14 protein-coding genes are annotated in these 12936 nt (G+C 74.1%); 5 read left to right on the top strand and 9 right to left on the bottom strand.

Annotation, left to right across the window (positions count from 1 at the left end; all coding sequences use genetic code 11):
* Nucleotides 1-2: 2 nt before the first annotated feature.
* The 6 genes from F1C76_17410 to F1C76_17385 all read right to left on the bottom strand — a co-directional run bounded on the left by F1C76_17410 (nt 3) and on the right by F1C76_17385 (nt 5465).
* Entirely contained in the window at nt 3-611 is a 609-nt protein-coding gene (locus F1C76_17410; protein QNG38111.1) for a response regulator transcription factor, read from the bottom strand.
* The gene (locus F1C76_17405; protein QNG38110.1) at nt 608-1717 is read right to left on the bottom strand and encodes a sensor histidine kinase; all 1110 of its coding nucleotides are present in this window, start codon (nt 1715-1717) and stop codon (nt 608-610) included. The genes F1C76_17410 and F1C76_17405 overlap by 4 nt, the downstream gene beginning before the upstream one ends.
* A gap of 53 nt (nt 1718-1770) precedes the next feature.
* Entirely contained in the window at nt 1771-2562 is a 792-nt protein-coding gene (locus tag F1C76_17400; protein ID QNG38109.1) for an ABC transporter permease, read from the bottom strand.
* Nucleotides 2559-3512, bottom strand: a complete 954-nt coding sequence (locus tag F1C76_17395; protein QNG38108.1) for an ABC transporter ATP-binding protein — start codon at nt 3510-3512, stop codon at nt 2559-2561. Before F1C76_17395 ends, F1C76_17400 begins: the two co-directional genes overlap by 4 nt.
* A 237-nt stretch (nt 3513-3749) precedes the next feature.
* Nucleotides 3750-5174, bottom strand: a complete 1425-nt coding sequence (locus F1C76_17390) for a glycine--tRNA ligase (protein ID QNG38107.1) — start codon at nt 5172-5174, stop codon at nt 3750-3752.
* A gap of 60 nt (nt 5175-5234) precedes the next feature.
* Nucleotides 5235-5465, bottom strand: coding sequence for an antibiotic biosynthesis monooxygenase (locus F1C76_17385; GenBank protein ID QNG39335.1), 231 nt, complete (start codon nt 5463-5465; stop codon nt 5235-5237).
* A 96-nt stretch (nt 5466-5561) separates the two neighbouring features.
* Here F1C76_17385 and F1C76_17380 point away from each other — a divergent pair, with 96 nt between their 5' ends.
* The 4 genes from F1C76_17380 (at nt 5562) to F1C76_17365 (ending at nt 9819) form a co-directional block, all read left to right on the top strand.
* On the top strand, nt 5562-5963 hold the full coding sequence (locus F1C76_17380; protein QNG38106.1) for a winged helix-turn-helix transcriptional regulator: 402 nt from the start codon (nt 5562-5564) through the stop codon (nt 5961-5963).
* Nucleotides 5963-6379, top strand: coding sequence for a transcriptional repressor (locus tag F1C76_17375; protein ID QNG38105.1), 417 nt, complete (start codon nt 5963-5965; stop codon nt 6377-6379). Before F1C76_17380 ends, F1C76_17375 begins: the two co-directional genes overlap by 1 nt.
* A gap of 42 nt (nt 6380-6421) precedes the next feature.
* Nucleotides 6422-8098, top strand: a complete 1677-nt coding sequence (locus F1C76_17370; GenBank protein QNG38104.1) for a serine/threonine protein kinase — start codon at nt 6422-6424, stop codon at nt 8096-8098.
* 101 nt (nt 8099-8199) lie between these two features.
* Nucleotides 8200-9819, top strand: coding sequence for a serine/threonine protein kinase (locus F1C76_17365; GenBank protein QNG38103.1), 1620 nt, complete (start codon nt 8200-8202; stop codon nt 9817-9819).
* Between the two features lie 7 nt (nt 9820-9826).
* Here the strand turns inward: F1C76_17365 and F1C76_17360 are convergent, their stop codons facing one another.
* Genes F1C76_17360 through F1C76_17350 form a run of 3 tightly spaced genes read right to left on the bottom strand, consistent with a single transcriptional unit; the run spans nt 9827 to nt 12329 of the window.
* The gene (locus F1C76_17360) at nt 9827-10591 is read right to left on the bottom strand and encodes an isoprenyl transferase (GenBank protein QNG38102.1); all 765 of its coding nucleotides are present in this window, start codon (nt 10589-10591) and stop codon (nt 9827-9829) included.
* 10 nt (nt 10592-10601) lie between these two features.
* Nucleotides 10602-11351: a DNA repair protein RecO gene (gene recO, locus F1C76_17355; protein ID QNG38101.1), complete on the bottom strand. Its 750-nt coding sequence runs from the start codon at nt 11349-11351 to the stop codon at nt 10602-10604.
* Nucleotides 11352-12329 carry a GTPase Era gene (locus tag F1C76_17350; GenBank protein QNG38100.1) on the bottom strand — a complete coding sequence of 326 codons (978 nt, stop codon included), beginning with the start codon at nt 12327-12329 and terminating at the stop codon, nt 11352-11354.
* On the opposite strand from F1C76_17350, the gene F1C76_17345 reads away from it, so the two are divergent.
* Entirely contained in the window at nt 12328-12921 is a 594-nt protein-coding gene (locus F1C76_17345) for a hypothetical protein (GenBank protein QNG38099.1), read from the top strand. The two genes, F1C76_17350 and F1C76_17345, sit on opposite strands and share 2 nt — an antisense overlap.
* Nucleotides 12922-12936: the final 15 nt, after the last annotated feature.

Here is a 12936-nt window from a genome sequence, read left to right as displayed (position 1 = left end):
GCTCAGGTCAGCCAGCCGTTCCCATCGGCCAACCGGACCGCCTCGGCCCGGGTCCGCGCACCGGTCTTGCCGATCGCTGCGGACAGGTGGTTGCGCACCGTTCCCGGGGCCAGGTGCAGCGCCTTCGCCAGGTCGGCGACCGTGCCGCCGTCCCGCGCCGCACCGAGCACCTCGGTCTCCCGCGCCGAGAGCGGACTGTCCCCCGCGGTGAGGGTCTCGGCGGCCAGCGCCGGGTCCACCACCCGCAGGCCGCCGTGCACCCGGCGGACGGCGTCGGCCAGCTGCCGGGCCGGGGTGTCCTTGACCACGAAGCCGGCCGCCCCGGCGTCCATCGCCCGGCGCAGGTAACCGGGCCGGCCGAACGTGGTCACCACCAGCACCCGGCAGCCGGGGACGGCGTCGCGCAGCGCGGCGGTGGCGGCGATCCCGTCCAGCCCGGGCATCTGGACGTCGAGCAGCGCCACGTCAGCCCGGTTCTCGCGGACGGCATCGACCACCTCGTCACCGCGCCCCACCTCGGCGACCACCTCGAGATCGGCCTCCAGGTCCAGCAGCGCGGCCAGGGCACCACGGACCAGCGCCTGGTCGTCGGCGAGCAGCACCCGGATCACGGGACCTCCACCCGCAGCAGGAAGCCGGGCCGGGTGGGCCCGCAGTGCAGCGTCGCCCCGGTGGCCTCGGCCCGGGCCCGCAGGCCGTCCAGCCCGGTGCCCCCGCCCCCGGCGACACCGACCCCGCGGCCGTCGTCGCAGACCTCCAGTGCGCGGCCGTCCAGCGTCACGACGCACCGCCGGGCCGCCGAGTGCCGGACGACGTTGGTGACTCCCTCGCGCAGCGCCCAGGCGAACAGCTCGCGGTGGGCGGGCGGGGCTAGCTCCACCGAGCCCGGCAGGTCGGCGTCGATGCCCGCGGCGTCCAGGGCACGGCGGGCCGCTGCCAGCTCACCGGCCAGCGACACCTCCCGGGTCCCGGCGACGGTGGAGCGGACGTCGGCCAGCGCTCCGCGGGCCAGCTGCTCGAGCTCGGCGACCTCGCGGCGGGCACGGTCGTGCTCGGTGCCCTCCAGCAGCCGTCCGACCAGTTCGCTCTTGACCGTGATGACGGTCAGGGAGTGCCCGAGGATGTCGTGCACGTCGCGGGCCAGCCGTTCCCGCTCCCGGCTGACCGCCAGCTCGGTGATCTGCTCGCGCGCCCGGGCCAGCTCGCCGTTGCGCAGCACGACCTGGCCGACGCCGTAGGCAGCGAAGCAGGCCAGCAGCAGCTCGGGGAGGACGTCCCAGGTGCCCTCCCACCCCGGCACCACCCGGGGCAGCCCCACGGTGCTCACGACCAGCACGGCGACCACGACCAGGGCCCGGCGCAGCGGCAGTGCCATCACCGAGGCCACCCCGAGGTAGACGACGCCGACCAGCACGTCCTGCCCGGTGGCCGGGGCGGCGATCCCGAGCAGCAGGCCCCCGGTCGCCAGCGACGCGAGGACGACGGGCTCGGCCACCGGGCGGGCCGCGATCCGGCGGGCCCGCAGCCAGCCGAAGAAGACCGCGAACCCGGCCGCGAAGAGCATCAGGGCGGCCAGGCCCAGGACCCGGAGGACGAGGTCGGGCTCCCCGAGGGCTGCGTGCAGCGGTTGCAGGAGGTAGACCAGCCAGGCGACGGCGAAGACCGACCCCCAACGCCCCAGCCGGGGCCGACCCAGCACGTCCTCGACCTGCTGCACCACGACCACCTCCGAGGGCCAGTCTGGCCCCCGGAGGTCGGTGTCAGTGCTGGTCACACGCGCGCGGTGTCGCGACGGAACCGGAAGGCCGCGCCGGCGACGAAGACCACCGTCCAGGCGACGACGTTCAGCACCGCCGTCAGCAGCGAGCCCTCATCGGTCAGTGGCATCCGGGCCAGCGCGCCCACCCCGTAGGCGGGGGTGTACTCGGCCAGGGTCCGAAAGGTCTCGCCCAGCACGTCCAGCGGCACGAACAGCCCACCGAGGAAGGCCAGCACCGCCAGCAACGGGCCCATCAGCTGCATGACGTTCTCCGAGGGCAGCAGGTACCCGGCGAACAACCCCAGGGCGGCGAACACCAGGGCGCCGAGCCAGGCCACCAGCCCGGAGACGACCCAGACCCAGAGGTCCATCCGGGCCCCGCCGAACACCCCGGCGGCCAGGAAGACCACCGCGACGGCGAGCGCGCCCATCACCATGGCGGCCAGCAGCTTGGTGACGACGTAGGCGACCGGGCGCAACGGGGTCAGCCGCAGCTGCCGCGACCAGCCGACCGCCCGTTCCACCGACACCGACGCCCCGGCCGACGTGGTGGCGATCATCGCGCCGTACACCGCCAGGCTGATCATCACGTACGCCGACACGTTGCCCCGCCCGGCGGTCTCCCCTGAGTAGCCCGCCCCGCCGAACAGGAAGTAGAAGGCCGGTGGCAGGACGACGGTGAACACCAGGGTCCGCCTGTTGCGCAGCAGCCGACGGACCTCCAGGCGGAGGAAGCCCAGGGAGAAGCCGCCGGCCGCCGGGGCGCGCCGGACGGGGACGGTGGTGGCGGCGGCGGTGGTCATCGGGTCTCTCCCTGGTGACGGCCGGTCAGCGCGATGAAGGCGTCCTCGAGGCCGCGCGAGCTGATCTGCACGTCGTGCGCGGCGGTGGCGGTGAGCAGGTGCCGGGCGACGACGTCGGAGTCGGCGCTGTGCACGTGCACGGTCTGCCCGCGCAGCTCGACGTCCTCGACGCCGGGCAGTGCACGCAGCCGGTCCAGCTCGTCCGCGCCGTCCGGGAGGGTGGCGGTGACCAGCCGGCCGGCCGACAGCGCCCGGATCTCCGCGGCCGTGCCGTCGGCGACGACCCGCCCACCGGCGACCAGCACGATCCGGTCGGCGTAGGCGTCGGCCTCCTCCAGGTAGTGGGTGGCGAACAGCACGGTGCGGCCGCGCCCGGCATCGGCGCGGATCGCCGTCCAGAAGTCCCGCCGGCCTTCGACGTCCATACCGGTGGTGGGCTCGTCGAGCACCAGCAGCTCGGGCTCGGGCAGCAGGGCCATCGCGAAGCGGAGCCGCTGCTGCTGGCCGCCAGAGCACTTGCCGACCCGGCGGTCGGCGATGTCGGCGATCCCGGCCCGCTCGAGCACCTCGGCGACCGGTCGACTGTGCGCGAAGAGGCCGGCGGTCAGCCGCGCGGTCTCCTCGACGGTGAGGTCCTTCAGCAGGCCACCGGACTGCATGACGGCGGCGACCAGGCCGTGGGCGACGGCGGTGCGCGGGGGCATCCCGTGCACCTCGACGGAGCCGGCATCGGGTCGGCTGAGCCCCAGCAGCAGGTCGATGGTGCTGGTCTTCCCGGCGCCGTTCGGGCCCAGGAAGGCGACGATCTCACCGGCCTGGACGGTGAGGTCCAGACCGTCGACGGCGGTCACGGCTCCGAAGCGCTTGGTCAGCCCGGCGAGCCGGACGGCGGGCGGACCCGCGGCAGGTGCTGTCGGCGCCGTCCCCAGTGCCACGGTGGTCTCGGTCATGGACCCACCGTGGCCCGACTGGGGAGTTCGTCCCTGGGCCGAGCATCACGACCCCACCGTGACACCTGTCATCGGCGCTCCGCTGCAGGTGGGTCCGCGCAGCTGGGGGGAAGTCCGCGGTCTACCGCGGCCCCTCCCCCAGCTGGGCGGACCTGCTTCGGGGCCCGGCCGCGGCCGTGTGGGATGAGCCGCGTTCAACGGCGGCTCACCCCACGGCAGGGCGGCTCACCCCCGGCGTCAGCAGCCGGGCAGGCGCTGCGCCAGGTAGCCCACGACGGAGTCCAGGCCCACGCGCTCCTGGGTCATCGTGTCCCGCTCGCGCACGGTCACCGCGTCGTCCTCGAGGGTGTCGAAGTCGACGGTGAGGCAGAACGGCGTCCCGATCTCGTCCTGGCGGCGGTAGCGGCGGCCGATGGCGCCGGCGTCGTCGAACTCGACGTTCCAGTTCTTCCGCAGCGCCGCCGCCAGGTCACGCGCCTTGGGCGAGAGGTCGGCGTTGCGCGAGAGCGGGAGGACGGCGGCCTTGACCGGGGCCAGCCGCGGGTCCAGCGCCAGCAGCGTGCGGGTGTCGACGCCGCCCTTGGCGTTGGGCGCCTCGTCCTCGCGGTAGGCCTCGACCAGGAAGGCCATCAGCGAGCGGGTCAGGCCGGCTGCGGGCTCGATGACGTAGGGCGTCCAGCGCTCGTTCGTCGTCTGGTCGAAGTAGGACAGGTCGGTGCCCGAGTGCTCGGTGTGGGTCTTCAGGTCGAAGTCGGTGCGGTTGGCGATGCCCTCGAGCTCGCCCCACTCCGAGCCCTGGAAGCCGAAGCGGTACTCGATGTCCACGGTGCGCTTGGAGTAGTGCGACAGCTTCTCGGCGGGGTGCTCGAAGAGCCGCAGGTTGTCCTCGTCGATGCCGAGGTCGGTGTACCAGTTCTTCCGCTGCTCGATCCAGTACTCGTGCCACTGCTCGTCCTCGCCGGGCTTGACGAAGAACTCCATCTCCATCTGCTCGAACTCCCGGGTGCGGAAGATGAAGTTCCCGGGGGTGATCTCGTTGCGGAAGCTCTTGCCGATCTGGCCGATGCCGAACGGCGGCTTCTTGCGGGCGGCGCCCATCACGTTGGCGAAGTTCACGAAGATGCCCTGGGCGGTCTCCGGGCGCAGGTAGTGCAGCCCCGACTCGTCCTCGACCGGGCCCAGGTACGTCTTCAGCATCATGTTGAAGTCCCGCGGCTCGGTCCACGAGCCGGTCACCCCGCAGTTGGGGCAGGTGATCTCGGTCAGGCCCTCGGGCGCGCGGCCCTTCTTGGCCTCGAACGCCTCCTCGAGGTGGTCGGCGCGGAACCGCTTGTGGCAGTTCTGGCACTCGGTCAGCGGGTCGGTGAAGACCCCGACGTGGCCCGAGGCGACCCAGGTCTGGCGCGGCAGGATGACCGAGGAGTCCAGGCCGACGATGTCGTCGCGGCTCTGCACGACCGTGCGCCACCACTGCTTCTTGATGTTCTCCTTGAGCTCGGTGCCCAGCGGCCCGTAGTCCCAGGCGGAGCGCGTGCCGCCGTAGATCTCCCCGGCGGGGAACACGAAGCCCCGGCGCTTGCAGAGGTTGACCACCTTGTCCAGGCGGGCGGGGTCGGCTCGGCGGACGTCGCTGCGGGGGGTGCTGTCGTTCTCGGTGGCCACGGGGTGGGCTCCATCCGGCTGGCGGTCGGCGGTTGACCCGTCGACGGTAGTCGCCGCCGGTCACTCCCCCGACACGTAGACCCCGGGCTCGTCGACCGCGTGCACCCACAGCGGCGCACCGACGATCTTGACCTGGGCCTGGCCGAGCGCCCGGCGGTAGGCGCCGACGCCGTCCCAGGTGGTGAGCAGTGCGAGCAGCCCCTCGTCGTCGGCGGCCGCACCCAGCTCCCCGGACCGGAAGCCGGGCAGCGTCTCGAGGACAGCGAGCAACGCGGCGCCGTGCCCGGCCACCTCGGCGCGGACGGCGGGGTCGACCCGGAACCTGGTCACGACGAACACGGACACCTCCAGTTGACAACGGTTCTCACATGCGCGGACGATGGGGCGATGTCCGCCGCGCTCCCCTCCACCCGCAGGCTCCCGGACGACGTCGTGGCGGCCAGCGAGCTGTTGTCGGCCCTCGCCGCCCCGCTCCGGCTGTCCATCGTGGCCCTGCTCGACGAGCACGGCACCCGCTGCGTGCACGAGCTCGTCGACGCCCTCGGCGTCCCCCAGCCGCTGGTCTCCCAGCACCTGCGGGTGCTGCGCGCTGCGCGCCTGGTCGTCGGGGACCGTCAGCACCGCGAGGTGCACTACCGGCTCACCGACTCCCACGTCGGGCACATCGTGCGCGACGCGATCGAGCACGCCGCGCACTCCGCCGTCCCGGCCGCGGACCCCACCCTGGACCAGGGTCCGGACGCCGAGCACCACGAGACCGCCGGCACCGCGCGTGCCACCATCGCCTGATGGTCCGCACCACCCGTCAGCGCACCGCCGTCGCGGCGGTCTTCGACGACCTCGAGGGCTTCCACAGCGCCCAGGAGGTGCACGCCCGGCTGCGGGCCGACGGTGACTCGGTGGGCCTGTCGACGGTCTACCGCGCCGTGCAGGCCCTGGCCGACGACGGCGAGCTGGACTCGATCCGCACCGACTCCGGTGAGGCGCTGTACCGGCGCTGCAGCACCCAGCACCACCACCACCTGGTCTGCCGGGGCTGCGGCCGCACGGTCGAGGTGGCCGGCCCCGCCGTCGAGCGCTGGGCCGACCGGGTCGCCGACGAGCACGGCTTCGCCGACGTCAGCCACACGCTGGAGATCTTCGGCACCTGCGCGGACTGCCGAGCCACCGCCGCGCGCCCGGGATCCGACGCCCCCCGGCCCTAGACTCCCCGCCAGCCGGGCCCACCGGCCCCAGGAGGTCAGGTCGTGGCAGCGGATCGGTTCGGCCCCTACCGGCTCGAGGAGCTCATCGGCCGGGGCGGCATGGGCGAGGTCCACCGCGCCTGGGACACCGAGCACGAGCGCACGGTGGCGCTGAAGCTGCTGAGCCCGCACCTGGCCGAGGACGCCGAGTACCGCGAGCGGTTCCGCCGCGAGGCGCACGCCGCGGCCCGCCTGGCCGAGCCGCACGTCGTGCCGATCCACCGCTACGGCGAGATCGACGGCCGGCTGTTCCTGGACATGCGGCTGGTCCGCGGCGACGACCTGGCCGACGTCCTGCACCGCGAGCCCCTCTCCCCCGAGCGGGCCGTGTCGATCGTCGGCCAGGTCGCCCAGGCGCTGGACGCCGCGCACGCCGAGGGACTGGTGCACCGGGACGTCAAGCCCTCCAACGTGCTGCTCACCGGCACCGGTGAGGACGAGTTCGCCTACCTGGTCGACTTCGGCATCGCCCGCTCGGTCGCCGACGCCGGCGGGCTGACCCAGACCGGGGCCGCGCTGGGCTCCTTCGACTACATGGCCCCCGAGCGGTTCCTCGACCGCCCGGTCGACGGCCGGGTGGACGTCTACGGCCTGGCCTGCGTGCTCCACGAGTGCCTGACCGGCCGCCGTCCGTTCACCGGGACGGGCCTGCCCGCGGTCATGTGGGCCCACCTCAACACCGTCCCCGCGGCACCGTCCACGCTGCGTACCGACGTGCCCGTCGAGCTGGACGCGGTGGTCGCCCGCGGCCTGGCCAAGGACCCGGCCGACCGGTTCGCCACCGCAGGGGACATGGCCCGGGCCGCCCGCGAGGCCCTGCGGTCCGGTGGTCTACGGCCCCGACCGGTGGTCCCCGCGCCCGGACCGGCGCCCGGCCCGCCGCTGCGGGTGCAGACGCTGGGCTTCACGGGGCCCTCGGGTGGCGGTCAGTCCCCGCCGTCCTGGCCGCCGGCCCCCGTCGTCACCGGCCCGCCGCCGACCGGCCCCGGCTGGGGCGCGCCACCACCGCCCCCGACGCCGGCGGGGAGCGGCACCAACCCGGTCCTGGTGGTCGCCCTCGCGGCGGTCGTCGTCCTCGCGCTGGTCGTGGTGGTCACCGTGGCGCTGACCCGTGGGGGTGGCAGCTCGGTGGCCGCGGACCCCACGACGGACGTCCCGCCGTCCCCCACGACCACCCAGGAGACGACCACGTCGACGCCCACCGACCCGCCCGCCGCCAGCCCCGAGGACGAGCTGCGGGCGATCCTGCCCGCGGACTTCGACGCCGACGCCTGCGAGTCGCGGGCGCTGCCCGCCGACGGGGCCATCGCGGCGTTGGACTGCGGTGGGTCGGTGTCGGGGAGCGGGCCGGAGCAGTCCGCCTTCTACCTCTACCCCGACGAGGACACCCTGACCGACGTGTTCGCCTCCGACGCCGGATCGCAGGGGCTGGTCGAGCTGACCAGCGGCTCGGACTGCCCGGACGAGGCCGGGACGCTGGGCTACCGGGACTGGACCGCCGGAGGCGAGCTGGCCGGCCAGGTCGGCTGCGCGGTCATCCAGGACCAGGCCGTCGTGCTGTGGACCCAGCTCGACGCCCGGGCCGAGGGCTTCGTCCAGGTGTCGGGCGACCAGGAGGACATCGCGACCCTCTGGGCCTGGTGGAACGACGCCGACCTGAGCGACTTCCAGACCCCCTGACGGGGGGTGGACCGGCCGGGATGCCGGTCCGGCCCCCGTCCGCCACCTAAGCTCGGCCCCGGTACCGGACCGGCCGGGGCCGGGGACGGGGGCAGGTCGCGGTGGAGGGTCAGTTCGGCGCCTACCGCATCGAGGGTCTCCTGGGCCGTGGCGGCATGGGCGAGGTGTACCGCGCCTACGACACCGAGCACCGGCGCACCGTGGCCCTCAAGGTGCTGTCGGCCGGTCTGGCCGGCGACACCGCCTACCGCGAGCGCTTCCGCCGCGAGGCGCACGCCGCCGCCCGGCTGTCCGAACCGCACGTCGTGCCCATCCACCGCTACGGCGAGGTCGACGGCCGGCTCTTCCTGGACATGCGCCTGGTCGACGGCACCGACCTCGGCGACCTGCTGCACCGCGACGGCGCGATGGACCCCGCCCGGGCCGTCGCCGTGGTCGGACAGGTGGCCCGCGCGCTGGACGCGGCACACGCCGAGGGCCTGGTGCACCGCGACGTCAAGCCCTCCAACGTGCTGGTCACCGGCAGCGGGGACGACGAGTTCGTCTACCTGGTCGACTTCGGCATCGCGTGGTCCGCGGACTCCACCGAGGGCCCGTCGCTCACCGCGACGGGCTCGGCGCTGGGCTCCTTCGACTACATGGCCCCCGAGCGGTTCCTCGAGCGGCCGGTCGACGCCCGCACCGACGTCTACGCGCTGACCTGCGTGCTCTTCGAGTGCCTCACCGGTCGGCGGCCCTTCGTGGGCGACGGCCTGGCCAAGATGATGTACGCCCACCTCAACACCGCCCCGCCCCGGGCCTCGTCCCTGCGCGGTGGCCTGCCGCCGGCGCTGGACGACGTGCTGGCCCGCGGGCTGGCCAAGGACCCCGACCAGCGGTGGTCCTCGGCCGGTGCGCTCGCCCAGGCCGCCCGCGCCGCGTTGACCTCCGGCGGGGTCGCGCCGCAGGCCGAGGCCTCCCGTCCGCCCGGCCCCTCGCAGCCGCTGCCGCGCCCCCAGGCGGTCGGGTTCTCCGACCCCGGTCCGGCCGGGGTCTGGGGTGGCCCGTCCCGCCCGGGCACCCCGCTGCCTCCCGCCGGCCCGCGCCAGCCCGGCTGGCAGCCACCCCCACCCCCACCGCCGCGGCAGCAGTCCCGCCGGTGGGTCCCGGTCGCCGCGGCCGCGGTGGCCGCGGTCGCGGTCGCCGGGGTGGTCGCCGTCGTCGTCACCCGGGGCGGCGACGAGCCCACGTCGCCGACCCCCACCAGCAGCTCGACCGCGCCGTCCACGTCCCCGGAGCAGGCCGCGCTCATCGCGCTGCTGCCGGGTGGGCTGGCCGACTGTGCCCCGGCGCCGTCCACCGACAGCGGCCAGGTCGCCGCACTGAGCTGCGGACCCAGCTCGGTCCAGCCCGGCCCGCAGGAGGCCGACGTCCGGCAGTACGGGGACGAGCAGGACGCCGATGCGCAGTTCCTGTCCGTGGTCGACGACCAGGAGCTCGAGCCGCTGAGCTCGGACCAGGACTGTCCCGGGGACCTCGGCTACAAGTACTACACCTACGAGGGCCAGACGTCGGGGCGGATCGGCTGCTACCTGACGACCCGGCAGGACGCCGTCCTGTTCTGGACCGAGGAGGCCTCGAGCACCGTCACCGTGCTGACCGTGCCCGGCGGCGGACCGGACGGCCTCGACGACCTCTACGACTGGTGGTCCGAGGCCGACAACAGCCGGTTCACCGACTGACCTGCGGTCAGGCCGAGCCGAACCGCCGCTGCCGGGAGGCGTACTCCTCGCAGGCCCGCCACAGGTCGCGGCGGTCGAAGTCCGGCCACAGCACGTCCTGGAACACCAGCTCGGCGTAGGCCGACTGCCAGAGCAGGAAGTTGCTGGTGCGGTTCTCCCCCGAGCTGCGCAGGAACAGGTCGACGTCGGGCATGTCGGGCTCGTCGAGGAACCGGGCGACGGTCTTCTCGTCCACCTTGTCCGGCTTGATCCGCCCCGCCGCCACCTCGCGGGCGATGGCGGCCGCGGCGTCGGCGATCTCGGCCCGGCCGCCGTAGTTCACGCACATGGTCAGCGTGAGCACGTCGTTGTCCTTCGTCAGCTCCTCGGCGACCTGCAGCTCGTCGATGACGCTGCGCCACAACCGGGGACGACGACCGGCCCAGCGGACCCGCACCCCCAGCTCGTGCATCTCGTCGCGCCGGCGCCGGATGACGTCGCGGTTGAAGCCCATCAGGAAGCGGACCTCGTCGGGGCTGCGCTTCCAGTTCTCGGTGGAGAAGGCGTAGGCGCTGATCGCCCGCACCCCGAGCTCGATGGCGCCCTCGACGCAGTCGAACAGGCTGGACTCCCCCGCCTCGTGGCCCTTGGTGCGCGGCAGCCCGCGCTCCTTGGCCCACCGGCCGTTGCCGTCCATCACCACGGCGACGTGGTGCGGCACCTTGTCGGCCGGGATCTCCGGGGGCCGGGCCCCCGACGGGTGCGGTGTGGGCTGCCTGACCTCGCGCTTCACCGGTGCTCCCTCACGTGCGTTCGACCAGGGACAGCGAGCGCAGGCCGCGCTCGAGGTGCCACTGCAGCAGCGCCGCCACCAGGCCGCTGCCCTCGCGCCGGTTGATCCCCTGGCTGGCCTCGGCGGCCTGCCAGTCACCGGTGAGCAGCGACTCCAGGAGCCCGATGGTGACCGGGCTGGGCATCGTGGACCCGGTGGGCCGGCAGGCCGGGCAGACCATGCCGCCGCCGGGGACGGAGAAGTGCCGGTGCGGGCCGGGCTCCCCGCAGCGGGCGCAGTCCGACAGCGCGGGCTCCCAGCCGGCCACCGACATCGCCCGCAGCAGGAACGCGTCGAGCACCAGGCCCGGCGGGTGGCTCCGCTCCGACAGCGACCGCAGCGCCCCGATGACCAGCAGGAACAGCCGCAGCGAGGGCTCCTTCTCCTCCGCGGTCAGCCGGTCGGCGGTCTCCAGCACGGCGGTGCCGGCGGTGTAGCAGGGGTAGTCGCCCACGATCGCCGGGCCGTAGGAGCGCAGTGACTCCGCCTGGCTGACGATGTCGAGGTTGCGGCCGGTGTAGAGCTGCAGGTCCACGTGGCTGAACGGCTCCAGCCGGGCGCCGAACTTGCTCTTGGTGCGCCGCACGCCCTTGGCGACCGCGCGCACCTTGCCGGTGCGCCGGGTGAGCACGGTGATGATCCGGTCGGCCTCACCGAGCTTCTGCACCCGGAGCACCACGCCCTCGTCGCGGTAGAGCGCCTGCGGGGTGTGCGCGGACACTCAGTAGCCCAGCCGGTTCAGCTTCTTCGGGTCGTCCTGCCACTCCCCGAGCACCGTGACGTGCAGGTCCAGGTGCACCCGGCCGCCCAGCAGCGTCTCCAGGCCGACCCGCGCCTCGCTGCCGATCGCCTTGATCGTCGACCCGCCCTTGCCCAACAGCATCGGCTTCTGGCTGGCCCGCTCGACGTGCAGCAGCACGTGCAGCTCGGTGAACACCGCGGAGGCGTCCCGCGGGTCGGGCTTGCGGATGATCTCCTCGACGCTGACCGCCAGGGAGTGCGGCACCTCCTGGCGGACCTTCTCCAGGGCGGCCTCGCGGACGAGCTCGGCGATCTGCCGTTCGACGTCGCCGTCGGTGGTCTGGTCCTCGGGGTAGAGCAGCGGCCCCTCGGGCAGCATCCCGATCAGCAGGTCGGCCAGCAGCTCGACCTGGTCACCGGCCACCGCGCTCACCGGCACCACCTCGCGGGCCTCGACCAGGCCGCTGGCGGCGATCAGCTGGGCGGTGATCTCCTTCTTCGGCGCCGCGTCGGTCTTGGTGACCACCAGGACGACGGGGGTGGTGACGTTCTTCAGCTGGCGGGCGATGAACGCGTCCCCGGCACCCACCGGCTGGTCGGCCGGGATGCAGAACACGATCACGTCGACGTCGGCCAGGGTGTCCCGCACGACGTCGTTGAGCCGCTGGCCCAGCAGGCTCTTGGGCTTGTGCAGCCCGGGGGTGTCGACCAGCACGATCTGCCCGGCGGGGCGGTGCACCACCCCGCGGATGGCGTGCCGGGTGGTCTGCGGCCGGTTGCTGACGATCCCGACCTTCTCCCCCACCAGGGCGTTGGTGAGCGTGGTCTTGCCCGCGTTCGGGCGGCCGACCAGGGCGACGAAGCCACTGCGGTGCGGAGGTGCGGGGGTGCTCACCGGGTCAGTCTCCCACCGGCCACCGACAGTCCCGGTCCACCGGCCCTGGGACGATGGGGTCATGGCCCGCCGACAGCGACGAGAGAACGACGAGCCGCCGGCGGTCCGCGCCGCCCGGGACCGGGAGCGGCACGTCAGCCAGGTGACCAGCTACGGCTTCCTCGCCCGGCGCGGGCCCAAGCGGTCGGTCACCGTGGTCCCCCGGCCGTTGCGGTACTGGCAGTACAACCCGGTCAGCCCCGGCGTCGCGCTGGCCACGGTCTCCGCCGTCGTCGTGTGGCTGGTCGCCCTGGGGCTGATCAGCGGGTGGGCCGACGCAGGGGACGAGGCGCCGCTGGCGATCGGGCTGGGCCTGCTGGTGCTCGTGCTGGCCACCAGCCGGTTCACCGTCTCCGACCACGCGCTGTCCACCGACATCGCCGGGCTCCGGCAGACGTCGTCCTTCGGCGTCGTCCCGCTGGTGCTGCTGGACGACGTGGTCCTCGCCCCGGCCCCGGCGGACTGGCCCAGGGCCAGGCGCCGCGGGGGCTGGTGGCCCGGCCGCACCCGGGTCGTCGTCCGGCACCTGGACTCCGACGGCGTCGCGGACAAGGCGTTCACCGTCTGGGTGCGCGACCCCGAGGCCTTCGCCGAGGCCGTCGACCGCCCCCTCTGACGAGGAGGGCGCTCC

This window comes from Geodermatophilaceae bacterium NBWT11 (assembly GCA_014218215.1).
Taxonomy (GTDB): domain Bacteria; phylum Actinomycetota; class Actinomycetes; order Mycobacteriales; family Geodermatophilaceae; genus Klenkia.
This window is presented reverse-complemented; position numbering and strand designations above follow the sequence as displayed.